We start from the raw sequence: 24,140 nt of genomic DNA, 5'->3' as shown, positions 1-24,140 counted from the left end.
GCTAATTTAACCTAAAAAATACCGAGCTACTGCTCGGTATTTTTTTGTCTGAAATTCACTGGTTAATCAGCCTATTTAATCATGCTAGACTGCTCTAATAGCTATTAATTTTATGGTAATAATACATGTCGTTAAAAGAGTTAATGCATTGGAAACTACTGAGCTTTAATGAACTTAGCCTTGATCAGTTATACGAGCTATTAAAACTCAGGGTCGATGTGTTTGTGGTAGAGCAAAACTGCCCTTATCCCGAGCTTGATGATAAAGACAGATTACCGCAAACCAAGCATTTGTTAGGGATTAATCAGCAAGGTGAAATCATTGCGTATACGCGAATTTTAGCGGCAGGTGTCAGTTATGATGAAGCCAGTATTGGCCGAGTGATAGTGGCAGAAAAGGGCCGTGGCCATGGTATTGCACATGACTTAATGATGCGCTCAATCAATGTGGTAAAAGAATTGTGGCCAGCGCAAAATATTCAAATTGGTGCGCAACAGCATTTAAGTGATTTTTATCAGCAGCAAGGGTTTGTGGTTAACTCAGAAATGTACTTAGAGGACGGTATTCCCCATATTGATATGTTGCTTAATGTGTAACAAAGAGCATGTTGTCACCATTTAAAATGAGCTTTTATTTACGCCTGCTAACCTAACCATTTTCATTTGTCGTTTAAGGAAAAATAATGTCAGATTTTATCATCAATAATACCCGTATCGTTTGTGTTGCTCAGTTTGTGGCTAAAGAAGGTAAACGTGATTTACTGGTCGAAGCTCTTGCTAAGCTGATCCCCGCTACTCGCCGTGAATTAGGTTGTATTCGCTACGAGTTAAATATCAGTTTAGATGATGAAAGCAAAGTGGCCTTTGTGGAAAAATTTGCCGACAGAGCAGTATTTGATAAACATAACGCGACGGATTACATTCAAAATTATTTCCATAATGTTATGCCTGAACTTGTTGAGTCACATAAGGTTGAAGTGTTCAATGAAGTGATTGCGTAAGCATTAAACTGATTAGCAAAATAAAAAAAAGAGTGCGAGTGCACTCTTTAAATTATTTCGATTATACGATGATAGCTGTGTTAAACGCTAAATTTAATGGGGCTTAGGTAATTCCCTTAGGGTTAAATTAGGGCGTAGATTTAACTCACCTTCATGGTCAATAATGGCTAACTCGTCTTGCTGAGAAATCACAGCCAGAGGGCCTTCTGGCATATTTCTAACGAAAAGCAACCGATAACCAAAGCGGTTTAAATCGTATAGGGCAACTTTTTGATCTGCTGTCAGCAACTCCCAATGCTCTTCATTAGTAAGAGGACTTTCACGTCTTTCACTGAGTTGATATGCGACTTGATTCATAATCAATTAGCCTGAATAATTATTTTTATCAAACGACTATAAACAAGCAAAACGATCAATTCAAACGCTTTAGTACGAAAGTAGGATGAAAAACAGCCTTTAAGAGTGTTTTTCATACAAAAGCTGTAATCAATATCGATTTTAGAGGCTGTTAGATGATTAACTATATAGAACCCGTTTTTCGACCGCCATCAGAATGGAAGTCGCTAATATTGCAGGTTACCAATGGCTGTAGTTGGAACCAATGTTCCTTCTGCGATATGTATACCCAAGAGCAGAAAAAGTTTCGTGCTCAGAAAGTTGATCATATTGAGCAAGACATTCTCACTGCCGCCGCTTCAGGAGTAGCAATCTCTAGAGTGTTTTTAGCTGATGGTGATGCCATGACGCTGCCGTTTAAGCGCTTAAAAGAAATCTGCCAGCTTATTAATACCCATTTACCCAGTGTCACTCGCATTAGTAGTTATTGTCTACCGCGTAATTTAACTAACAAAACCGTTGAACAGTTAGCGGAGCTTAAAGCCTTAGGCTTGTCTTTACTTTATATCGGCTGTGAAAGTGGTGACGATGAAGTGTTAACACGTATTAAAAAAGGCGAAACCTTTGAATCCTCTTTAGCTGCTTTAAGCAAAATAAAGCAAGCAGGGATCAAGTCATCAGTGATGATTTTAATGGGGCTAGGGGGTAAGGCGCTTTCTATTCAGCATGCTAAGGCATCTGCTGAACTGATGAATCAAGCTCAGCCTGAATATTTATCTACCTTAGTGGTGACACTGCCATTGGGGACCGAGAGAATGGATCAGGCATTTGATGGTGATTTTGTATTGCCTGATCAATTGGGTTTACTCAGTGAAATGCAAACTTTACTCACGGGACTTGAGCTAACCAAAACGATTTTTCGTTCTGATCATGCTTCAAATTACTTGGTGCTTAAAGGCGTGTTAGGAAAAGACAAAACCCAGTTATTAGCGCAAGTTGAACAAGCGATAAAAGGTGCTATCCCACTAAGACAAGAATGGCAGCGGGGCTTGTAATTAACAATGCCAATTGTGGTATCACAATTGGCACAGAGCTTATCTAGTATGTTTTCAAGGCGTATTGCTATTGGCTCTTTTCTTCAGCTGCTGCAGTCATTAAGGCATTTTTAAAGTCATTTACCCAATGGCGGTAAACGGTTTTAACATCGCCCCAATTAAATACCTGGGTATTTTGGCGCCATTGATCAAAGCCTACACCGCGATCAGCCGCCTTGGCTAACACTTCACCGCTTTGTCCATCTTTGAGCACCGCCAGTAACACCATTGAACCTGAGTTTTGGGTATAGGTTTTTCCCATGGAATTATAGCTTTTGCGGGATTTTTCAATCGGCGCGCTTAAGCGAATATCGGTCACTGCGGTTTCAATTACTAAGGTGTTAGGGCCTTTTTCTGTGACTAACTCAAAGGGCTGCTCACTATTAAACACGTCGCTAACGGTTTTACTAAATTGCAGCGCCATTTTATCGAGGGACTCTTGGGGTAAATCGTAAGTGGCATTTGCTCCATCTGATTGCCGATCAATTCTTGGTGCTCGGTAATCTTTAGGGTGATCATTGGTGACTTGGGTGGGTTCAAAGTACAGCTTGGTATATTGGCCCCAATTTACATCGGGTCTTGCGTACGATAAGGCCAGCCTCGAGTTATCGACTTTAACTAAACCTTCTTTGGTGATTTCAGCATCCGGCCCTTGTTGCAGGGTGGCAGGCCCTGATGCACAGCCCATGAGAGTGAATGCTATCAAGCAAATTAAGGGGCTAGCAGTTAAATAAGTCTTGCGCATATAATCAATCCATTAATGTATATTGTGCTAATAAATATGGCAGCTATCACTGCAGAGTCAATAATAGATTTAGCGCTCAGTATTGGTGATTGAGTGGTGGCTTTTGGTTAAACAGGATTAAAAATAAAAGGTTTATGAGCATGAGCACAAATATGGATATTCGAGTCGATGATTTATCTGGCGCTAAAGTTGCTGCTCTATTAAATGAACACTTGCAGGACATGTATGCCACATCGCCGGCAGAAAGTGTCCATGCGCTAGATTTAACGAAACTGCGCCAAGCTGATATTACCTTTTGGACTGTGTGGGAAAATCAGCAGCTACTTGGCTGCGGCGCAATTAAACAATTAACTGCCAGCCACGGTGAAATAAAGTCGATGCGGGTTGCTAATGCACATCGCGGTAAAGGTGTTGCTAAGCACTTAGTGCAACATATGCTAGCGTTTGCTAAATGTCAGCGTTATGAGAAGTTAAGCCTAGAAACCGGCTCAATGGATTTTTTTAAACCCGCAAGGCAGCTGTATCAAAGCTTTGGTTTTGACATTGGCGATAAGTTTGCTGATGATCCCAACAGTATGTTCATGCATAAACAACTTACTTAACGGTTAACCAAAGTAAGTTGTCCCAGCTCAAGCCGCACTTGAGCTCAGAGGCCGATTAAGGCTCGTCTTGAAAGATTTCTTCAATGGTTAAGCCAAATAGTCGCGCTGCTTTAAATGCTAATGGCAAACTTGGATCAAACTTTCCTTTCTCAATAGCATTAATAGTCTGTCTGGAAACGCTGAGTAATTCTGCCAATTGTGCTTGGGTTAAGTCCCGCTCAGCGCGGAGTACTTTTAGTCTATTTTTCATCGGTACTTCCTGTTCCCCAATATAATGCCAACCATGTAGGTCAAACTCATAACAATGACTAAATGAGATATTTCAGCATGTGCATTAATAAGGCCTGTCGTGGCTAAGGTGGAATAACTGATACCAACAATTAACCCGACACCTAAACTCAGCCCCATGGCGTTTAGCTGAATTTTTTGTTGTAGTTCATCAAGGCTGGCTAAGTGTTTTTTATTAGCCCAAATCATGCCGATACCGACTAGAAAATTAACCCCAATTGCAGCGGCTGTGATGATGTCATTTTGCATCCAAATAAACACAGGCCCAAAAGTTGTTATCGCCAGTGTGATGACCCATGCCGCAGTCCATTTCGCTAAACGTTTAGTGTTTACGTTGTTGCACTGTTTCCAATCGCTTTCTGTTGAGTTAGGTGTATTCATAAACCGTTCCTTTTCAAGTTAGCTTGTCTTTAAGTAAAGTAAACTTGACTTAACTATGTGGCTAAAAATTACTCATGTCAAGTTTTGACGACATTAAGTAAGCTATTGATGACTTTTATTGATGACGATAACGGTGACAGTAGCAGGCTAAATTCAGCCAGTTATTATATAAACTGGCTGAGAATACTTGGATGTTTTGCGTGAAATAACGATAGTTTGCTAAGTTTTTAGCGTGTGCCTGAAGACATATTTTTACGGGTTAAGCTACTGCTGCACATGTATTTCTCTTACCGGACAAGGAATGGTTATATCAGCTGATTTAAGCGCGTTGATAATGGCTAAATTCGCTTGGTACTTGTCTTCAAAATAGCTATTGGTTGGCACCCAATAACGCACGCCGATTTCCATTCCGATACTGTTGAAATCATTAATGCCCACTTGTGGAGTGCGGGTTTGGCTGACGCCTTCATGGCTCATGACAGCATCAGCAATCAATTTAATCACTTGCTGGGGATCGGTTTGATAATCAATATTAAATTGAGTGTCGACTAACTTATACTCGTGAGAGTTATGCAGTATTTCACCGACAATATGTTTATTAGGGATACTGATTAACTCGCCTTCTTCATTGGTTAATATGGTTAAGCCGAGCTGAATTTTCTCAACGACTCCAGCCACGCCTTTAATTTCAATGGTGTTACCAATAACAAAAGGTCGAGTTACAATAATGGTGACCCCCGCAGCATAGTTGGCCAGCATCCCTTGAAGTGCTAAACCTGCACCTAATGATGCGGCACCAATTGCAGCCACCATCGGAGTGACGCTAATGCCGAGTTTTCCTAGCGAAATGATCGCCACCATAGCAATGATGCAAATTCTCACCAAGTTAGAGACAAAATTGCCCAAGGTGACATCAATATCGTGCTTTTCGAATTGGCTAACAACGAAGTTCGATACTTTGTTAGCGACCCAAATACCGATAAGTAAGATGATGACAGCGCCAACAATTTGAAAGCTGTATTGCACAATAAATTCAGTAAGAAGGTCATAGACATTCTGTATTTGCTGTAGTTCTTGATCTAAGCTTGCTTCATTCATGATGATTTTCTTATTTTTACGAATTAACAGGGAAATAATGCGTGATATTCCAATGGTAATAAAGTCATTTTTGCAATTAATTAACACTTATTACTGTTGAGACTTTATAGTTGAAGCCTCTGTTATTGTGATTAATTAAGCCTGTATTAATCCGTGAGGTGCATCATGCTTCTAAGCCAATTTGTTAAAGTCGAATTACGGATTCGAGTATAGTGAGTTGGCCATTTTTATTTAAGGCTTTGTTAATTATAAATGCCCGTAAAATTGTCCTTTAAATAAGGGCTTATCACTTAATTCAGGAAAATAACATGAAAGCGCTTTTATTTGCAGTTAGTGTACTTTTTATGACCTCAGCACAGGCAAATGTGTTTGTCGTGAATGATAAAATTGAGCCAGTCACCTTAGAAGATCAATTTGAGCAACCGCTAGTTGTTAATGAGCAAACTCAAGTGGTACTGTTTAGTCGCGGTATGAAAGGTGGCGAATTCATTCAAGCGGCATTAGAAGCAACAACGACTGAGCAGCAGCCTGCAAACTTAGTGTATATTGCCGATATCAGTGGTATGCCATCGTTGATCGCTCGCTTTGTGGCGATTCCAAAAATGAAAGATTTACCTTTTGCGGTGGGACTTGATCGTGAAGGTGATGCCACAGCTAGCTGGCCTGCTGAAGAAGATATGGCCACTATGGTGACCCTAGATAAGTTAACCGTTGTTAGCATTGAGAACTTTGATTCAAATGAGACCTTAATCGAAGCCATTAAAGCGGCAAAATAAATGCTCTGTTCGCGCTAATGGTTTTCATTAGCCAGCAAAAAGGACGCTTCAAGCGTCCTTTTTTGATCGCTAATATTGGCGATTAATGCGCAATAGCCATTACTGCTTTTGCAGCATGGTAAAAATTTCTTCTTTTAAATGCAGCTTCTTTGATTTTAGTATTTTTAGCTCTGGGGTGCTATCGCTGCTGTAATGCTGCTCATGATGTTTTATCTGCTCATCTAGCTGATTATGTTCATCAAAAATCTTTGAAAAATGGGCATTTGAGGTTTTAAGTTTACTGATTAACTCGCGGTACTCTGGAAACATCGACTCACTCCTTTTATCTAATGTTAACTTCAAACTAACGCTACTTTGCCGTCGGTAATGTGACCTAGATCAATAATTAATTCATTACTTCAAAAACTTTTAAATGAACTAAAATTAGCTATTTGGGCTTGGCTGATTTATGGTGCTGTAAATTAGTGATGCTAGTTACATTTGTAATTTTTAATCATCACGCGAATGTTTAATAACAGAATTTATGTGACCCAGTTAACCTTCATAGCGCGGCTTGTGGGTTACAGTCGTCACAATTAGAATGATATCTTCAAATATGAAAGGGGTTTTCAATATGGCCGATGTATTTCACCTAGGATTAACCAAGCAAATGCTTGATGGCGCAACCTTAGCAATTGTGCCAGGGGATCCTGAGCGCGTTAAGCGCATCGCCGAATTAATGGAAAATGCGACTTTTTTAGCAAGTCATCGTGAATACACCAGCTATCTTGCTTATATTGATGGCAAAGCGGTTGTCGTATGTTCAACTGGTATTGGCGGACCATCAACATCTATCGCAGTAGAAGAGTTAGCACAACTAGGGGTGACGACTTTCTTACGCGTTGGCACCACAGGCGCAATTCAGCCACATGTGAATGTGGGCGATGTTATTGTCACGCAAGCTTCTGTGCGTTTAGATGGCGCCAGTTTACACTTTGCCCCACTTGAGTTTCCTGCGGCGGCTAACTTCGACTGTACTACCGCTATGGTGGCAGCATGTCGTGACGCAGGCCAAGAACCTCATGTGGGTATTACTGCATCATCTGATACTTTCTACCCAGGCCAAGAGCGTTACGATACTGTCTCAGGACGTGTTACCAGCCGCTTTGTGGGCTCGATGAAAGAGTGGCAAGCCATGGGCGTACTGAACTACGAAATGGAGTCAGCAACGCTATTTACTATGTGTGCTACACAAGGCTGGCGCGCAGCGTGTGTTGCTGGGGTTATCGTTAATCGTACCCAGCAAGAAATTCCTGATGAAGCCATGATGAAGAAAACCGAAGGTAGCGCGGTTGCTATTGTGGTTGATGCAGCGAGAAAACTATTAGCTTAATGTATTTAACTAATTGAATATAAAGGTGCTTAGGCACCTTTTTTATTGGCTTTTATTTATGAGCTTATCCAGTTTATATGCAATTATCGCTAAGCTTTAGCAATGAAATATGATTGCAATATCACCAATATCCTGTATTGTTGACATATTATGTCGTGATAATGGCGGCCAATATATGGGGTTAGCGTGACCCATATCCTGTGCTGGAAATAGCACCACTATTACCACTGCGTAGTAGTTATCAATTGAAAGTTGTCAGCGCTATAAAACATTATCCAAGTTCGGATTTTATAGCTTAAGGGATTATATGATAACGTTTTTACAGGGGGGTATATGGAATTTTCAAATCCAACCAGTATCTGGTTAATCGTCGGTATCGGGCTGATGTTGTCGGAAATTATTGTTCCCGGTGGCATTGTCATTTTACTCGGCGCTGCCTGCGTCATTGTTGCCGCAGCTTTATTTACCGGTATTGTCGACGGCACCGCACAAAGCTTCACTTTATGGTTTATTACCTCAATGGTTCTATTGCTTAGTTTTCGCCATATCACCCAAAAAATGATTGGCGGTGACAAGCATGTGGATAATACCGATGAGGAAATGGATTTATATAATCAAGTTGTCACAGTTAAAGCTGATATTGGCCCGGGTGAAAAAACCGGTCGGGTGTTGTTTTCTGGTACTGAGTGGTCAGCACTAGGGGATGGCACTGAAATAAAAGCAGGCACCAAAGTGCGAATTATTTGCCGAGATAATATTGCCTTAGTGGTTGAGCCATATACAGAAACTGAGTTAATGGGCGAAAGCATCACTGATAAACAAGATTAGTCACCAATAAGCAGAATTAGGTTTTATTGATTTGGTCACCAACAGGGGGCCAACTGAGTAAAGGAATTAAGTCATGTTTAGGGGGTTACGCTGCCTAAAGATGTTTTTCAAAAGGAAGGGGACATATGTTTGAACTAACCATAGCCATTTTATTTATATTTTTTATCTTATATAAATTGATGTTGATTGTACCGATGCGCGAGGTCAATGTGATTGAGCGTTTAGGCAAATTCAGAACCGTATTACAACCAGGGTTTCATTTTTTAGTGCCGTTTGTGGATCGAGTCGCTTATCGCCACGATACCCGTGAAGAAGTATTAGATGTACCACCACAAAGCTGTATTTCTAAAGATAACACCCAGCTGGAAGTGGATGGTTTGGTCTACCTTAAAGTGATGGATGGCAAGTTAGCCAGTTACGGTATCGAAAATTACCGTAAAGCTGCGGTTAATCTCGCACAAACCACTATGCGTTCAGAAATTGGTAAATTGACCCTATCGCAAACCTTTTCAGAGCGTGACAGCTTGAACGAGTCTATTGTTCGTGAAATTGACAAAGCGTCAGATCCTTGGGGCATTAAAGTGCTTCGCTATGAGATTAAAAATATCTCCCCGTCAATACACGTGATCCATACCCTTGAAAAACAGATGGAAGCTGAGCGTAGAAAGCGAGCAGAAATCACTTTAGCCAATGCTGAAAAAGACGCCATGATTAATATCTCTCAAGGTGAGCGCCAAGAGGCGATTAACCTCTCAGAAGGGCAAAAGCGAAAACGCATTAATGAGGCGATTGGTTCTGGCCAAGAAATTACCATTATTGCTAAAGCGAAAGCCGAAGGTATGGATATGATTTGCACCGCACTGGCTAACCAAGGCGGTAACGATGCGATGAATATGATGCTGAAAGAGCAGTTTATTAGCCAAGTGGGTGACATTTTAACTGAAACACAAGTATCAGTGGTGCCTGCTGAAATGGCCAAGTTAGAAGGCTTCTTTGAAGGGATGGAGCAAGTGACCCATGCCGTAACTAACACCCCAGCAAAAGGAGCACGCTAATGTTGAATGGAATTGATACCGATTTAATTGTCATGGGTATTTGGGGGGTGATTTTTGTTATTTTTGTGCTGAAATTATTCCAATCTATCCGGTTAGTGCCCACTAAGTCAGCTTATATTGTTGAGCGCTTAGGTAAATATCACAGCACCTTAGATGCCGGTTTTCATGCCTTGGTGCCTTTTGTTGATAAAGTGGCTTATATCCATGACTTAAAAGAAGAAACCATTGATGTGCCGCCGCAAGAGTGTTTTTCTAGCGATGAAGTTAACGTTGAAGTAGACGGGGTCATTTATATCTCGATTACCGATCCCGTTAAAGCCAGTTACGGTATAACAGATTATCGTTACGCCGCGATTCAATTAGCGCAAACCACTACACGTTCAGTCATTGGTACCTTAGATTTAGATCGCACTTTTGAAGAGCGCGACATTATCTCGGCCAAAGTTGTACAAGTGCTGGACGAAGCTGGCGCGATTTGGGGTATTCGAGTACATCGCTACGAAATTAAAAATATTACCCCACCAGAAACCGTTAAAAATGCCATGGAAATGCAGGTGAATGCTGAGCGTGAACGCCGTGCATTATTAGCCCAAAGTGAAGGTGATAAGCAGAGTAAAATTAATCGCTCAGAAGGTGTGATGGCTGAAACCATTAACCGCTCAGAGGGTGAAATGCAGCGCCGTATCAATGAGGCTGAAGGTAAAGGCGAAGAGATTTTAACCTTAGCTAAAGCCACTGCGGAATCCATTGAGCGCTTGGCGGTAGTGATCTCAAAACCCGGTGGTCAAAGCGCCTTAAGACTACAACTCGGTGAGCAATATCTTAAACAGCTTGAAGGCTTAAAAGATAAAGACAACCGCGTGGTGTTACCCGGCAATATAATTAACTTTGATTACTGGATGGACAGCATGGGCTTGGAAGATAATAAGAAAGCCAAATAGTTGTCGAGCGACTAAGTTAAATCAAAAAAGAGGCTATTTTAGCCTCTTTTTTATGCTCTTAATAAAAGGGATAAGCCCGTTGGGGTAACAAACTTTGCGATTTAACTAAGACAAGTATATTGTTTTAACAGTGCTTTAATTTAATAAGCCGGTTATTGATAGCTCAAGGAGTCAGAGTGAAAGCGAGGATTTTGCATTGTGTCGATGACCCTAATATGGGCGGCGTTAATTTTGCGTTGCACAGTTTATGCAGCTCTTTAATCCTCACCCAAGCTTTTGACTTTGACATTCGGCAGGTAGATTTTAGCCGTTGGCAGAATATGACATTTGACGCTGATATTGTTTGTTTTCATGGCGCGTCAAGCTGGCGCAAACTGCTGAGTATTGCATGGCTGCGCTTACGCCACCCTAAAATCATATTTATCCTCCAAGAGCACCACTACAGCGAACAGTTTGTTAATCAACAAATTACACACCCGCGGCGATTTTATTTCATGCTCAAATTAAGTTACCGCTTAATGAATAAAGTGGTGTCTATTGCGCCATCTCAGCAGCAATGGATGCTAGCTAATCAGCTGTTAGCAGCAAACAAAATTGCTCAATTGGGGCAAGGGCGCGATCTTAGTTTGTTTGGTAAAACTCAGGCCCAAGATGCCGATAAAGCTGCTAATCCTGTTCCTGTGTTGGCGGCTTATGGCCGCTTTCATCAACAAAAGGGCTTTGATTTATTACTCAAAGCAATGCAACTGGTTAACCAAGCTTGTGTGTTAAAACTTGCGGGTGAAGGTGAGCAATTACCTTTGCTACAACAGCTAGCTTCTCAGCTTGATAATGTAGAGCTTGTGGGCAAAATTGACGATGTGCCTAGCTTTTTAGCTCAATGTGACGGGGTTATTATTCCATCACGCTGGGAGCCGTTTGGCTTGGTATTTATTGAATCTATGGCCATGAGTAAAGCCATTATCTCAACCGATGTGGATGGTTTGGGGGATCAAATTCGTCAGCATCAACTGCAAAACATGGGTAAGATCCTTGAGGCAAAGGTTAGCGGCCAAGATGATAAGCAATTTGTTAACTCACTGGCCGATGCCATTGAGCGTTATTTATCGAGTGTTCACTCATCAAGCCATGAGCCTGCTCAAGTCGCTGATTGGCGCAGTCAACAATGGCAGGATCTTCAACAAGCATGGAAAAGCTTATTTGTGCAGCTATTGGAAAATAAGCGTGGTTGAGTGTTAAATGGTTAATGTGATTGATTTCTTGTTAGGAGATTTTTCTCGACATATAAAAGAACCTATCTTCTTCTTTATCTACCTCAAAGCCATTCCTAATGTATAGATGATATGCAGGACTAATTTTAAGAACTCGTAGCCTAAGTTTATTTACACCAGCTTTAATTGCTAACCGTTCACACTCTGTTAGGGCAGCTGCACCAATACCATTATTTTGAAATTTTTCACTAACCTGTAAATCTCGGATATAACACCCATCATGCTCAAAGGCTAAACGAATTGCACCCACGATCGAAGCGTTGTAAAGAATGTCCCAGTTTTCTAGGTCAACAATTTGCTCATGTATCTTAGACTGTTCCCAATTTACAGAATAGTGTTCATAATATGAGCGCATGTTTTTAAATGTAATATCTGCCGATGCATAAAGATCGGCTGTTGATTGATATGAAATCATCGCAAATTTCCTAAAGCCCTAATCATTGGCAAAAAATTGTTGGCTAAAATATTGAAGGGGTGAATAACTAGCTTTTCATTATTAATCAGCCTGTTATGTGCGATTTGTTCGTGGTTTTCTCTTTTGCAATTTTAACCTTTAAAGAATGAAAGAGAGAGGCAAAGACGAAAGTTGTGAATAAAAAAAATAAGCAAAGTAACTTTATTCCGATACTCTCATTTTCTATGAATGCATTTAAAATTGCGGATAAGAGCATGAACCCAACTAAATAGTAATAATGTATGCTACCCATGAAAACTCCTTAACTAGTATGCTCAGAGTAAACTTTTTAGGGGAGTTGATAGGCACATCATTATTTAATGGCTTCTTCTTCCCTAAATGGCGTGCTCGAAGATTGTGTTCGAGGTTACCTTACTCTGTCCTTAAGTGGTTATACCTTAATATAACTTATGATCTTAGTTCAATGTTTTACTTAGTTTTGTTGGCTAGTTTATCTAAGTCCATTACTTCAATCTAATCCATTGCCTGCCGCAGGCTTATGTGCAGATGCATCCAAGACACGCCGTGAACACATCCCTGTGGGCTCTGCGAAAAAATCCCTTTTTTCGAAGGTCTTGAACGCATCTACACTGGGATTATTGTCTCTTCGATTTGACTGTATTGGTAGTCATCTGCAACCCGACAACAGCAACCCGCAACGTTACACGTGTCAACTAGTGGTGGTGAGATAGCATTCGTACAATTACGAATCATGTTAAATAGCCAACTTAACTCTTTTGAGCGTCTTTCTGGAAAAAGAGAAATCGATCCGCACCTTGGTATCTTTCGAGCAATAAATAAGCTGTTGGTTGGCATGATTATTTACACTGCGGTAACGGTCGGTTAACATTCTCGGCGTTCATTAATTTAAAAAAGGATTTTTATGATGTATAAGAACTTAGTTATAGCCCTTCTCCTGGGTGTATCATCCCAAGTGGCTTTAGCTTCAGAAGAAGCCACATCTTTCTGCGAAACCTGTACAACTGATCAGCAGTTTATGGCCAAAGCCCGCTCATTATCATCAGAAAATGGGGTTGTTACTGCGCATATTTTTAATATGCCTAATATTATTTATAAAAAATACCAAGTTTCTAAAACTGGGTATATAGAATGTGAATATCTTCAAGAACCAGATGGTGAAGGGGGGCGACAACAGATTTGTCGACAAAAATACAAATACCTAACAAAAGAAATCCCAGTTAAAAATCAACAGCTTAGCGACTTTACGGATTACGCGTTAGCCTACAATGATGCTAAGAGTTACTTCTCACTAAGGTCTATAGTCATCCCGGAAATATTAACAGGATCAGCATTTGATTTAGTTCAGAATAGTCACAAACAAGGTCAAGTAAGTTACTTTTTCAACCACAGCGCTCCTTTTAAAGACGTCTATGCTGAAAAAGTTTCAACTATTATTGGTAGCGCTTCTAAAATTATAAATAATGCTCCATCACTTACCACACCGCCATTAGTTTTTAAATTTAATGATAATACGCTAGCTTACGCTGTTTTGGATTTTGTTGACATTGATGGTCAATACCACTTTAAATTTATCAAAATTCAAGACGGACACAATTCTTTAGATTTGAGAGAGAAAAACCCTTTTACAGCTAGCTACACGTTTACCAACATGTCTCAAACTACATGGACATCGTTTCTTGCAGCTATGAAATCTTATGGTCTTACTGTTAGAGGAGCTAACGAATCTATAATACCAACAGGAACAGTGACTATCGTTCCAATCTGCAGCTCAGGGCAGGTCTGCCCTCATCCTAATTAGTAACTTTATATGACATAAACTATTGATTGACATCTTAATGTAATTTTTTATTGAGATGTCAACAATTGCGTCCAATTGGCAGTTATATTAAATGGCCTACTTTACCCCTCTAAACTCGCAGTTCAGAACAAAGAAACTAGCAAACTTACAATTAACCAATATACCCCCCGAACGGCCCTTAAAACCATTGAAAGTTTAATACGAAAACCCACCTTCTTTAGTGCAAAAAGTAAACAATACCAACAGGAGGGGTGGGCGGCTTAAGGTCGTGTTTCCTGCACTCTGTTTTCACTGAAAACAATCTATGTGTCTAAACGTAAGCGCCCGGTGAACTTCGCCTTGCTTAGATTAACGCGCCAGGGTAAAAGGCTATTGAGGACGCAATTAGGCTGAGATAATTGTTCTAAACAGTGTTCAATGTAATCGAATGGCGTTAGCCCATTGGCTTTGGCCGTTTCTATGATGCTGTACAAAATAGCACTGGCCTCCGCACCCACGATGATTGGTATGCGTCTAGCCAATTAACTTGATTTGATATTCCACGGCAATAAAGCATCAACTTTGCTTGGGTTATCAGTTAAACCTTGCAAGCACGTGGCAATATATTCATGTACGATAAGATCGTTGGCCTTTGCCGTTTATATGAGGCTGTAAAGAATTGCACTTGCGCGGGCACCACGTGGCGTATTTGAAAATAGCCATGCCTTACGACCTATCACAAAAGGTTTTATCGCCCGTTCAGCGCGGTTGTTGTCGATACTTAATCGACCATAATCTAAGTAACGCCTGAATTTTTCAAATTGGTTCAGCCCATAAAGGATAGCTTTCCCAATGCCATTTTCGGTGGGATTTTATCTTAATGTTGTAATAGCCATTGATGAAGTTCATCAATGATGATTTAAATTTTTGCTTGCGTATCGCATATTTCTCAGCGGCGGTTTTGTCTTTGATTTGTTGCTCTATACCGTAAAGTTTACCGATAAGCTTCAGTGCCACATCAGCTTTTCCTGCCTTCTTATTCGTCCCTTTGGCTTCGATAAATTTACGACGAACATGTGCCAAACAAGCCGCCAAAGTAGCATCGGTATGGGCGTAGGCCTGATAACCATCTACTTTTAAATATCCTGAATATCCATTAATAAAGTCAACGGCACATTGGCCTACACGACTGTTATGATAGTCATATAGCACAATGTAAGTGTTGCCCTTGAGAGAGTCGTCACCGCAGCAATAAGCCACATGTAGCTTGTCTGTTTATCGGCTTGCAATACGTTAAGCGAGGTCTCATCAGCGTGGATTACCTCTTGCTTTAGTAAGTTTATTTTCAGCTGTTGATATAAAGGCTCAAGCAAGTCGGCGCAGCGTATCATCCAACTCGACATGGTCTTACGGTTAAGGGCGATACCAATATCGGTAAACAGGGTGTCTTGACGATATAAAGGCGGTCCAAACTGATATTTACAGGTAATAATATGACTGAGCAAGCTCGGCGGAGCCATGCTTTTCGGGATGGGTGAGGCTGGCATGGGGCGGTTTTTATCACAGCTGTGATGTCTTGTTGCTCACATTGACGGCAAGCATATTTCGGCCGATTCGTTTTAATCACCTTGATATGAGCAGGAACGAACCCCAGCGTTTCAGTCTCTCAGTGCCCTATTGGATGCAGTGGACCTTGGCAACAGTCGCAGTACTTGTCGGCTTCATCAATATCGACGGTCACTTCTTCACGAGGACGCTCAGCAGGCAATAGCTGACGCTTAGGTTGCCTTGATGATTTATCGAAAATGGGCGGTTCAGCAAGCAGTGCTTTATCTTGTTCATCAAGTGTATCGACTTGCTCTGTATCTAACTCAGCTTCAGCCTCATTAAACACTTCGCCCGCACCAGGCCTTTTTCTGATTTTTAGCAAACTCTCTGGCTAGCCTAGCGTTGTATTGGGCTAATAACTCATGGATTTGCGCACTTTGCTCAGCAATTAGGCATCTTTTTGAGAAATAATGTCATTTTGCGTCGCCAATCTTGCTGCAACTCAAGCAGAATTTGCTTGAGTTGTGCTGGGTCGTCAGGTAGTTCATACTCGCAGTGTATCAGAAATAACAAGCCTAAAAAGGGGTTAACCATTAATCAGTGTAGTGTCTGCTGTCAACGATCCTTCACTGAAAAAAGATCGCCTTTATTCGTCTCATTTAACCTAAAGATTGGTAGTTTAGTGATTTATGACCAATTACATCAAAGCCTGATAACAGCCATGAAAGCAGCTGCTCAGTTAAGGGGTAGGCTTGATGGTCAACCTTACTTGGCCATTTAAACCTTTGCTTTTCTAGTCGCTTATACCAAAGGGCAAACCCTGTCTTATTTCAATACAGCAGTTTGAGTTTATTTTTGGCCTTATTACAAAACACAAACAGTGCGCCAATATAATACAAATCACATTAATTAATTGTTCAGCTTTATCCACCGTCTATAACATAGTTGAATCACCCTTTCTGGCTCTTCAATAAATCGATTCCATGCAATGGAACACTGCTCAACAATATCGTCATATCCACTAAAGCAACGATTGGCGAGTTCATTCTGACGAAGCCATTGCCATACTTGTTCTATAGGGTTGAGTTCTGGAGAATAGGGAGGAAGCTTAAGGATACTAAGATTATCAAAGTCCTCAGTCAGACCTTGTTGATGCCAACCTGCACCATCCATAATGACCAAGGCATGGCGACCCGATTCGGTAGCCTCTGAAATTAATTTTAAATGCTCCCACATATATTCACTGTTGGCATGCGGGGCAATAATAGCCTCTGTCGCGCCCGTTGCCGGACACACCGCGCCATATAAATACGCTGATTCGAACTGTTGTTGCCTTACCGCTCGTGGTCGGGTTCCTTTCGTCGCCCAAATGCGAGTAGTGGTATTTTGCTGACCAAATCTGGCTTCATCTTGAAACCAAACATCAATGCGATCTAACGCCACATGGCCTGGGGTGTTAAGGATCGTTGACAACTGGAAGTTTTTTAAAAGCGTCCTGAACATCTTTAGATTGTTTTGGGTGACGAGAGCGGGTCGTTATCCATGACAATCCTAATTGATGCAGTAACCTGTAGATATTGGCCTGTTTAAAGGTCACGCCAAATTCAGACTGAATAAAAAGACTGACATCTTTTGCCATCAATCTTCCGCCACTGTCAGACAGGCTTTGACGTTGTACAAATTCTTTCAGATTTTCCAGTTGTTTTACTGATAATTGAGCGGGTCTACCTGGATTCGGTTTATCATCTAGGCCGCTAATACCATGAGTTAAATAATGAGCAACCCAAGCATTTACACTGGTTCTGCTGACCTTCAGCATTTTGGCTATGGCTGTACGAGAATGGCCCTCGGTAAAATGAAGTAAGGCGAGATAACGCATACGCTTACGCGCGCTTTTCTCAGATTTAACTAATGCTGCAAGACCATCAATGGACTTACGAAAATCCACGGCATCGCGATGCAAATAAATGGCTGGCGGGTCAATAAACATCTTCATCGAGTAAGCCCCCGCAATAATTGCGCGAGAAAACTCGGCGAGGTTGAGTGAGGTAACTGCAACTTGGCCTGAGCAAACGCTAACGTGATAGCTGTTTGTGCTTGTATGAGATCGTGTTGGGTTATTTTATGCTCGGTGACTTTGTGTTGTGAAAGTTTGGCAAAGACGAAAGCGCCCTCAGTCAATGCCACGCGTTTTTTGTGAGCATAAAAGCTAGAGGTTGATAATTTGTGCTTACGGCAATAAGTGCTGATATTTAAGCCGCTTTGTTGCTGAGCGAGAATGAGCTATTGCCACTGCTGTTGATCGCGAAAGTTTTCATTATGTATCTCCCAATAAAATATGGGAACAACATAAATCAGCAGCATAGTGAAAGATATGTGTCTTTGCCTAGACACTTACGGTTTATGAAGCAAGATGTGGCTGCTTACATGAAATATTACACCTTGGAGCGACTTCATTCTGCTAATGGTGATCTGTCACCTGTAGAATTTGAGAATTCTCAACTAAAAGTGTCCAATTTAGGTTGACCAGTCCATATCTCTAACACTCGACTTATAGACCCTTCTTACTCCAATAACCCATCTTATTAAATTCAGAATGCGTTGCAGAATGCATTTTAGCATTGAGTTATTATCTTGTTGTTAATCTAACTTATTGTATTTAATCAATAATAAAAGTTGGCATTCGCTGTGCATTATCTCAGTACATCCTGATAACGAATAGCGAGATGCCAATATGAAAACATTAAAAACAACAATAGTTAAAGTGAAACCGCTTCAGTCTCAAATCATCAATATTCTTGGTTTAAGCAGTATTGCTATTGGTACTAGCATGGCTTTGTTCAGTGCTAATACCAATGCCGCTGAGCCATTTAGTGCCTGTCCTACCGAAGCATTCATCATTCAAACGCCAGCAGGCATTCCAAAAACTTTTGGGGTTGAACTGGGTACAGGTAGTTATACGGTATTGTCGCCTGATATGGGCTTAAACAAATCACTCAACGGTGTCGGTTTTAGCTACATGGATAACTACTTATACGGTTGGGATTATGAACATAATACGGTTGGTAAAGTGGGCGAAGATTACCAAGTAGAACCATTAACCATCACTAAAGATAGTGCGGCAGCGGCAGCCTCTGGTTTCTATGTAGGTGATGTGGCGATTAACGAAAATGTTTGGTACGGCTATCGTAAAAAAGTGGGTTTATTTACTGTGCCATTAGATGGAAATGACCATCCAATGAATATTGTGCCTGGTAGTAAAGCCAATGCCTCATACACAATTACCGATTTTGCCTTTCACCCAAGTAACGGCTTTTTATATGCAGTAACCAATGGCAGCACAGGTCAATTACTCAAGATTGACCCAGCAACAGGTGCAGCTGAAACCTTAGCAAGCGTTATTACCAAAGACAGTGGTAACTTTACCTTTGGGGCGCAGTTTTTTGACCCTGATGGCAACCTTTATTTAAGCAACAACGGCGACGGTAACGTTTATAAGGTTAACGTTGAAAGTGACGCCCCAGAGGCTGAGCTTTTCTCTTACGGCCCGTCATCTTCTACCAATGATGGTGCCCGCTGTGCATTAGCGGAAGTACCAGTGGGGGACAGTGTTGATTTTGGTGATGCGCCTGACAGTTACGGCACCCTCATTGATTCAAATGGTGCTCGCCATAATATGGTTGCCGGCATGTCATTAGGCAGTGTTATCGATAATGAGTCCGACGGTTATCCTGCGCCGTTATCAGATGATGAAAGTGATGGTATTGATGATGACGATGGCATCAGTATGCCAACCGGTTTTGAAGTGGGTGAAGAAGCGGTGTTATTAGTCACAGTAGAAGGTGATGGCGCTTATGTTAATGGCTGGATTGATTGGGGCCAAGATGGTCAGTTTGATACTGAAGACCAAGTGATTATTGCCCGCTCAGTGAGTAGCGGCACCTCAACTGTGACGATTAATGTACCTAATTGGGCTAAAACTGGCGCAACCTGGTCACGTTTTCGTTTGAGCTCAGAGGCTAACTTATTACCCACAGGCGGTGTCAGTGATGGTGAAGTAGAAGATTACCCTATCACTGTCACTGAAACCGGCATCACTATCAGCTATTACCCATCATCGTCAGAATTTACCACCCTTGCTTACGAGGATTTATACCCTTATCAAGGTGACTTTGACATGAACGATGTGGTGATGCAGTTACGTATTACCCAGTACAGTAAAAATGACATGGTTCGCCGTGTGGGCTTCGATGCGCAATTAGTGGCAATGGGCGCTTGGTATCACAATGGCTTTGCGGTGCAATTACCTGATATCGGCCGCGGCAATGTGCAAGAGTCAGCCATTGAGTGGCGCGTCCAAGGCGTTAAGCAAACCAGCTCACCACTTGAAGAAGGGCAAACCAATGCGGTGCTGTTATTTACTGAAGACTTATGGCAACACGTTACAGCGGGTAATGGTTGTGAATATTTCAGAACTGAACCCGGTTGCGGCACCCAATACCGTGCCACATGGCAAATGACAGTACCGTTTGTTGATGCGATACATGTTGATGAAATGCCTGAATTTCCTTATGACCCCTTTATTTTTGCTACTCCAGATACTGATCACGGCCTAGCGGCTAAAAATATTACTGATGGTAAAAATCCAGGACGTAAATTAGAAATCCATCTGAAAAACAAAGCACCAACCGATAAGTTTGATACGCGATTTTTAGGGATGCATGACGATGCTTCAACGGCATCACAAGGGCACTATTTCCAAGATAAAAACGGTATGAGCTGGGCGATTGAAGTGCCTGATACATGGCAGCATCCTGCAGAGCTACAACGTGTTGATGCCGCTTATGTTGAGTTTATTGAGTTTGCAGCAGATGCCAGCGGTGAGACCAAACCTTATTGGTATTTAACCGCCACTGACTCGCTACTGTTTAAGGATTAACCCTGACAGTGAGCAGTGTGAATTTAATTAATCAATTTAAGCAAGAAACGGAATTTTAAGGTGAATATTATGAATACATTAACTCAAACCAAAATGGCAGCAAATACGTTATTAACAGCGACGAAAGCTATTGCCACAGGCATGAACACAGGTATTAACACAGACATTAACTCGGCTTGTAAAAGAGGATCTAAAATAGGAGCTAAAACAGCCACTAGCCTAGCCATGGCTCTATCATTAAGCTTTTTAACTGCTTGTGGCGGCGGTGGCGGCGATGATAGCTCGCCACCGCCAGTCACGCCTGCGGTGACCACGCCTGCGACATCAACAGCTGATACAACGACAGATACAACCCCAGAGACCACGACACCCGAGACACCAGAAAGGCCAACTGAACCTGAGCCAGAAGCTGCGCCAGCAACCTCAATTGATGACTTGGTGGTTGATGCCTATTTTGATCTACAAGCAGCCTTTACCTTAAGCATTAATGTGCAACTAGCATCAAGCCAGCGCGGTTACTTTTCATTGTGTGATGATTATCAGCAAAATGGCACCCAAGTGAGCGTTAACTTTGAGTCTTGCTTATTGCGCGGCGCCCTTGATGAAGGCGCATTGTCTGAAGAGTTATTGGTTGCTAACCATCAACGAGCATTAATGGCAGTGGTATGGTTTTATGATGGCAGTGAGCCTATCTATCAGCAGTGGAGTCATAGTTTGACCAATGAGCCGCAGGTGTTAGTGATTAACTGATGTTCAAATAATCAATTGCATGTCAATCTTATGCCTTGTTAGCCCTATAGCGCTGACAAGGCATTGATATTTTGGGCTTAACAGCCCAGTGAGTTTTTCTCAGTTGTCATTGTGAGCTGACTTAACTGATAATAGCGCCATTAACAGATCAAAAAGAGCGCACCATGAGCATTGAACGAATTGAAACGGGCAAAAGAATGAGCCGGATTGTAAAACATAACGGCACCATCTATTTATGTGGCCAAGTTTGCCAAGATGCTACCAAAGATATCACCGAGCAAACCCAAACCATGCTGGATAAAGTTGAGGCGTTATTACTGCAAGCGGGCAGTGATAAAAAGCACATCTTGTCAGCCACTATTTATGTCAAAGATATGAGCTACTTTGCTGAAATGAATGCGGTTTGGGATGCGTGGGTGATTGAAGGCTACGCGCCTGCTCGAGCTTGTGTTGCCGCTAAAATGGCCCGTGAGGCCTTACTGGTTGAAATCTCGGTAGTGGCGGCTGAGATAGTTTAAATTGCTACCCAGTGGGTTAAGTTCAGCTTCTTACTTAGCTCAGCAGACATCACAATAAAATCCCCACAAAGAATCCGTTACAGTTCCTAGTCGCAGCCGCCTAGGAACTGATATACTTCCTGCTTGATTTTTGGGAGGACCAATGGACGTATCATCATTATTAGACGGCCTAAACGCAAAGCAGCGTGAAGCAGTGGGCGCACCGCTTTCAAGCATGTTAGTTTTAGCTGGAGCAGGCAGTGGTAAAACTCGGGTATTAACCCATCGTATTGCTTGGCTTATGCAGGTCGAACAACAAAGTCCATACTCTATTCTTGCGGTAACTTTTACCAATAAAGCCGCCGCAGAAATGCGCGAGCGAGTTGAGAAAGTGGTTGGCAGTAACATGGGCCGTATGTGGATTGGTACTTTCCACGGTTTAGCCCATCGTTTGCTGCGCACTCATTACCAAGATGCCAACTTACCCCAAAGCTTCCAAATCATTGATTCAGATGACCAGCTGCGTTTATTAAAGCGTATTCTTAAAAGTCTCAATTTAGATGAAAAGCAATATCCGCCGCGTCAGTGCCAAGGCTACATTAATGGCAAAAAAGACCAAGGATTACGCCCTAAGCATATCGATGCGGGTGGCTTTCCTATTGAGCAAAACTTATTAAACATCTATAAAATTTATCAAGAATCTTGCGATCGCGCAGGCCTTGTTGATTTTGCCGAAATTTTATTGCGCGCCCATGAGTTGTGGCTCAATAAACCCCATGTATTAGCCCATTATCAAGAACGCTTTAAGCATATCTTGGTGGACGAATTTCAAGATACCAACGCCATTCAATATGCCTGGATTCGAGTGCTAGCAGGCAAAGAAGCCAATGTGATGATTGTTGGCGATGACGATCAATCTATTTACGGCTGGCGCGGCGCCCAAGTTGAGAATCTGCATAAATTCTTAACCGATTTCCCGGGCTCTACCACAGTGAAATTGGAGCAAAACTATCGCTCAACGGCCAACATCCTTAATGCGTCCAATGACTTAATTGCCAACAACCCAGAACGTTTAGGCAAAAAGCTGTGGACTGAAGATGACGCTGGCGAGCCAATCGCGGTTTATTGCGCCTTTAATGAAATGGATGAGGCGCGCTTTATTGTTGGCAAAATGGCGGAGTGGCAAAATAACGGCGGCAAGCTAGAAGAGTGCGCCATTTTATACCGCTCCAATGCCCAGTCGCGGGTCTTGGAAGAAGCCCTGCTCCATAAAGGCTTAGCTTACCGAATATACGGCGGCCTGCGTTTCTTCGAGCGCCAAGAGATTAAAGATGCCATGGGTTATATGCGTCTTATCAATAATCAAAATGATGATGCGGCTTTTGAACGGGTGGTTAACACCCCAACTCGTGGTATTGGTAACCGTACCCTTGATATCATTCGCTCAACCGCACGCCAGCAAGAAATGACCATGTGGCAGGCAAGCTTGCGCTTAATTGAAGAAAAAGTCCTTACTGGCCGCGCTGCTAATGCCGTGAATGGCTTTATGGATTTAGTGATTGGCATGCGCACTGACACTAGCGATATGAGCTTGTATGGCATGGCTGACAAGGTTATCCAGCGTTCAGGGCTGCGAGCTATGTACGAAGCCGAAAAAGGTGAAAAGGCCCAGTCACGAGTAGAAAACTTAAATGAACTTGTCACTGCAGCCCGCAGCTTTGAAATGCCAGAAGAGCTAGAAGATATGGGCGAGTTAAATGCGTTCTTATCTCATGCGGCATTAGAGGCAGGCGAAGGTCAAGCGGATAAGTTTACCGATGCGGTGCAGCTGATGACCTTGCACTCAGCCAAAGGCTTAGAATTCCCTGTGGTCTTTATGTCAGGGGTCGAGGAAGGTATTTTTCCAAGTAAAATGGCATTAGATGAGGGAGATCGTTTGGATGAAGAACGCCGCCTTTGTTATGTTGGCATGACCCGTGCGATGCAAAAGCTGTATATCAGTTATGCTGAGTCACGCCGTATTTATGGCCGCGAAGATTATGCGAGCCCATCACGCTTTATCGGTGAAATCCCTAGCCAGTATGTTGAAGAAATTCGCATGAAAGCCTCGGTATCAGCGCCTAAAATGAGTAGCCGTTTTAATGTGCCAAGACAATCTATTGCCAATGACAGTGGCTTTAAAGTGGGTCAAAAAGTAAAACACTTTAAATTTGGCCAAGGCATAGTGACAGATTTTGAAGGCACAGCAGATAAAGCGCGTGTTCAAGTGAATTTTACTGATTTTGGTAGCAAATGGTTATTGGTTTCTTTGGCAAAACTTGAAGCGTGTTAGGGCAATTTTTTACTAGAGCAGACATAATCCTAAGCGTAATAATAAAAGTCATGGGTTTTCAAATAAAACATGAC

General features: G+C 42.0%; 27 protein-coding genes and 4 pseudogenes. 16 read left to right on the top strand and 15 right to left on the bottom strand.

The window, feature by feature from the left end; genetic code table 11:
* Nucleotides 1–125: 125 nt before the first annotated feature.
* On the top strand, nt 126–596 hold the full coding sequence (locus BM739_RS07650; protein WP_254843494.1) for a GNAT family N-acetyltransferase: 471 nt from the start codon (nt 126–128) through the stop codon (nt 594–596).
* An 86-nt stretch (nt 597–682) separates the two neighbouring features.
* Nucleotides 683–1,000: a putative quinol monooxygenase gene (locus tag BM739_RS07645; protein ID WP_076539268.1), complete on the top strand. Its 318-nt coding sequence runs from the start codon at nt 683–685 to the stop codon at nt 998–1,000.
* Nucleotides 1,001–1,093: 93 nt separating this feature from the next.
* Here the strand turns inward: BM739_RS07645 and BM739_RS07640 are convergent, their stop codons facing one another.
* On the bottom strand, nt 1,094–1,357 hold the full coding sequence (locus tag BM739_RS07640) for a hypothetical protein (protein WP_076539265.1): 264 nt from the start codon (nt 1,355–1,357) through the stop codon (nt 1,094–1,096).
* A 155-nt stretch (nt 1,358–1,512) separates the two neighbouring features.
* Between BM739_RS07640 and BM739_RS07635 the strand changes: the two genes are divergently transcribed.
* On the top strand, nt 1,513–2,391 hold the full coding sequence (locus BM739_RS07635) for a radical SAM protein (protein WP_076539262.1): 879 nt from the start codon (nt 1,513–1,515) through the stop codon (nt 2,389–2,391).
* A gap of 67 nt (nt 2,392–2,458) precedes the next feature.
* Here BM739_RS07635 and BM739_RS07630 read toward each other — a convergent pair whose 3' ends face one another.
* Nucleotides 2,459–3,175, bottom strand: a complete 717-nt coding sequence (locus BM739_RS07630) for a DUF3313 family protein (RefSeq protein WP_076539259.1) — start codon at nt 3,173–3,175, stop codon at nt 2,459–2,461.
* 140 nt (nt 3,176–3,315) lie between these two features.
* On the opposite strand from BM739_RS07630, the gene BM739_RS07625 reads away from it, so the two are divergent.
* Nucleotides 3,316–3,777, top strand: a complete 462-nt coding sequence (locus tag BM739_RS07625; protein ID WP_254843493.1) for a GNAT family N-acetyltransferase — start codon at nt 3,316–3,318, stop codon at nt 3,775–3,777.
* 55 nt (nt 3,778–3,832) lie between these two features.
* On the opposite strand, the gene BM739_RS07620 is transcribed toward BM739_RS07625, so the two are convergent.
* The 3 genes from BM739_RS07620 to BM739_RS07610 all read right to left on the bottom strand — a co-directional run bounded on the left by BM739_RS07620 (nt 3,833) and on the right by BM739_RS07610 (nt 5,544).
* Nucleotides 3,833–4,027, bottom strand: a complete 195-nt coding sequence (locus tag BM739_RS07620) for a helix-turn-helix transcriptional regulator (RefSeq protein WP_076539257.1) — start codon at nt 4,025–4,027, stop codon at nt 3,833–3,835.
* On the bottom strand, nt 4,024–4,446 hold the full coding sequence (locus BM739_RS07615; RefSeq protein ID WP_076539254.1) for a hypothetical protein: 423 nt from the start codon (nt 4,444–4,446) through the stop codon (nt 4,024–4,026). Before BM739_RS07615 ends, BM739_RS07620 begins: the two co-directional genes overlap by 4 nt.
* Before the next feature lie 264 nt (nt 4,447–4,710).
* A complete protein-coding gene (locus BM739_RS07610) occupies nt 4,711–5,544 on the bottom strand; it encodes a mechanosensitive ion channel family protein (protein ID WP_076539251.1) in 834 nt (277 codons plus the stop codon).
* A 308-nt stretch (nt 5,545–5,852) separates the two neighbouring features.
* On the opposite strand from BM739_RS07610, the gene BM739_RS07605 reads away from it, so the two are divergent.
* Nucleotides 5,853–6,320, top strand: a complete 468-nt coding sequence (locus tag BM739_RS07605) for a hypothetical protein (protein WP_076539249.1) — start codon at nt 5,853–5,855, stop codon at nt 6,318–6,320.
* 99 nt (nt 6,321–6,419) lie between these two features.
* Here the strand turns inward: BM739_RS07605 and BM739_RS07600 are convergent, their stop codons facing one another.
* On the bottom strand, nt 6,420–6,629 hold the full coding sequence (locus tag BM739_RS07600) for a YdcH family protein (protein WP_076539247.1): 210 nt from the start codon (nt 6,627–6,629) through the stop codon (nt 6,420–6,422).
* Between the two features lie 304 nt (nt 6,630–6,933).
* On the opposite strand from BM739_RS07600, the gene udp reads away from it, so the two are divergent.
* The 5 genes from udp (at nt 6,934) to BM739_RS07575 (ending at nt 11,748) form a co-directional block, all read left to right on the top strand.
* Entirely contained in the window at nt 6,934–7,692 is a 759-nt protein-coding gene (gene udp, locus BM739_RS07595; RefSeq protein ID WP_076539244.1) for a uridine phosphorylase, read from the top strand.
* A gap of 333 nt (nt 7,693–8,025) precedes the next feature.
* Complete coding sequence (locus BM739_RS07590) at nt 8,026–8,520, top strand: NfeD family protein (protein WP_076539242.1); 495 nt, start codon at nt 8,026–8,028, stop codon at nt 8,518–8,520.
* 125 nt (nt 8,521–8,645) lie between these two features.
* Nucleotides 8,646–9,575 (top strand): slipin family protein, encoded by a 930-nt coding sequence (locus BM739_RS07585; RefSeq protein ID WP_076539241.1) that lies wholly within the window; start codon nt 8,646–8,648, stop codon nt 9,573–9,575.
* Nucleotides 9,575–10,516: an SPFH domain-containing protein gene (locus tag BM739_RS07580; RefSeq protein ID WP_076539238.1), complete on the top strand. Its 942-nt coding sequence runs from the start codon at nt 9,575–9,577 to the stop codon at nt 10,514–10,516. Before BM739_RS07585 ends, BM739_RS07580 begins: the two co-directional genes overlap by 1 nt.
* A gap of 176 nt (nt 10,517–10,692) precedes the next feature.
* On the top strand, nt 10,693–11,748 hold the full coding sequence (locus BM739_RS07575) for a glycosyltransferase family 4 protein (protein ID WP_076539235.1): 1,056 nt from the start codon (nt 10,693–10,695) through the stop codon (nt 11,746–11,748).
* A gap of 31 nt (nt 11,749–11,779) precedes the next feature.
* Here BM739_RS07575 and BM739_RS07570 read toward each other — a convergent pair whose 3' ends face one another.
* On the bottom strand, nt 11,780–12,202 hold the full coding sequence (locus BM739_RS07570) for an N-acetyltransferase (protein ID WP_076539232.1): 423 nt from the start codon (nt 12,200–12,202) through the stop codon (nt 11,780–11,782).
* Between the two features lie 922 nt (nt 12,203–13,124).
* On the opposite strand from BM739_RS07570, the gene BM739_RS07560 reads away from it, so the two are divergent.
* Complete coding sequence (locus BM739_RS07560) at nt 13,125–14,021, top strand: hypothetical protein (RefSeq protein ID WP_076539226.1); 897 nt, start codon at nt 13,125–13,127, stop codon at nt 14,019–14,021.
* 302 nt (nt 14,022–14,323) lie between these two features.
* Here BM739_RS07560 and BM739_RS07555 read toward each other — a convergent pair.
* From BM739_RS07555 to BM739_RS20000, 8 genes and pseudogenes are all read right to left on the bottom strand, one after another.
* Nucleotides 14,324–14,515: pseudogene (locus BM739_RS07555) on the bottom strand (transposase domain-containing protein); the annotation flags it as partial.
* A 27-nt stretch (nt 14,516–14,542) separates the two neighbouring features.
* Nucleotides 14,543–14,623, bottom strand: a complete 81-nt coding sequence (locus tag BM739_RS20650; protein ID WP_303046090.1) for a hypothetical protein — start codon at nt 14,621–14,623, stop codon at nt 14,543–14,545.
* Between the two features lie 36 nt (nt 14,624–14,659).
* Nucleotides 14,660–14,830, bottom strand: coding sequence for a transposase (locus tag BM739_RS20495; protein ID WP_254843501.1), 171 nt, complete (start codon nt 14,828–14,830; stop codon nt 14,660–14,662).
* A pseudogene (locus BM739_RS20710) lies at nt 14,817–15,490 on the bottom strand (IS66 family transposase). The gene BM739_RS20495 and the pseudogene BM739_RS20710 overlap by 14 nt, the downstream one beginning before the upstream one ends.
* Nucleotides 15,388–15,627 (bottom strand): hypothetical protein, encoded by a 240-nt coding sequence (locus BM739_RS20705; RefSeq protein WP_368483153.1) that lies wholly within the window; start codon nt 15,625–15,627, stop codon nt 15,388–15,390. Before BM739_RS20705 ends, BM739_RS20710 begins: the two are co-directional and overlap by 103 nt.
* A gap of 39 nt (nt 15,628–15,666) precedes the next feature.
* Nucleotides 15,667–15,930, bottom strand: a complete 264-nt coding sequence (locus BM739_RS20480; RefSeq protein WP_254843490.1) for a hypothetical protein — start codon at nt 15,928–15,930, stop codon at nt 15,667–15,669.
* A gap of 277 nt (nt 15,931–16,207) precedes the next feature.
* Nucleotides 16,208–16,363: pseudogene (gene tnpB / locus BM739_RS20700) on the bottom strand (IS66 family insertion sequence element accessory protein TnpB); the annotation flags it as partial.
* Between the two features lie 94 nt (nt 16,364–16,457).
* Nucleotides 16,458–17,427 (bottom strand): IS630 family transposase gene (locus BM739_RS20000; RefSeq protein WP_139326847.1). Its coding sequence is split into 2 segments (ribosomal slippage): nt 16,458–17,027 and nt 17,029–17,427, totalling 969 coding nucleotides; the frame shifts between segments, so codons are not numbered across the junction.
* A 521-nt stretch (nt 17,428–17,948) separates the two neighbouring features.
* On the opposite strand from BM739_RS20000, the pseudogene BM739_RS20100 reads away from it, so the two are divergent.
* The 5 genes and pseudogenes from BM739_RS20100 to uvrD all read left to right on the top strand — a co-directional run.
* Nucleotides 17,949–18,074: pseudogene (locus tag BM739_RS20100) on the top strand (IS3 family transposase); the annotation flags it as partial.
* A gap of 208 nt (nt 18,075–18,282) precedes the next feature.
* Nucleotides 18,283–20,487: an LruC domain-containing protein gene (locus tag BM739_RS07525; protein WP_076539217.1), complete on the top strand. Its 2,205-nt coding sequence runs from the start codon at nt 18,283–18,285 to the stop codon at nt 20,485–20,487.
* Nucleotides 20,488–20,556: 69 nt separating this feature from the next.
* Nucleotides 20,557–21,237 (top strand): hypothetical protein, encoded by a 681-nt coding sequence (locus BM739_RS07520; protein ID WP_139326841.1) that lies wholly within the window; start codon nt 20,557–20,559, stop codon nt 21,235–21,237.
* A gap of 164 nt (nt 21,238–21,401) precedes the next feature.
* A complete protein-coding gene (locus BM739_RS07515) occupies nt 21,402–21,755 on the top strand; it encodes a RidA family protein (protein WP_076539214.1) in 354 nt (117 codons plus the stop codon).
* A gap of 142 nt (nt 21,756–21,897) precedes the next feature.
* The gene (uvrD, locus tag BM739_RS07510; protein WP_076539212.1) at nt 21,898–24,066 is read left to right on the top strand and encodes a DNA helicase II; all 2,169 of its coding nucleotides are present in this window, start codon (nt 21,898–21,900) and stop codon (nt 24,064–24,066) included.
* Nucleotides 24,067–24,140: the final 74 nt, after the last annotated feature.

It is taken from the genome of Shewanella sp. UCD-KL21, from assembly GCF_001957135.1.
In the GTDB taxonomy this organism is placed as follows: domain Bacteria; phylum Pseudomonadota; class Gammaproteobacteria; order Enterobacterales; family Shewanellaceae; genus Shewanella.
Note: the sequence above shows the minus strand (reverse complement) of the source record. Positions and strands in the feature narration are given on the sequence as shown.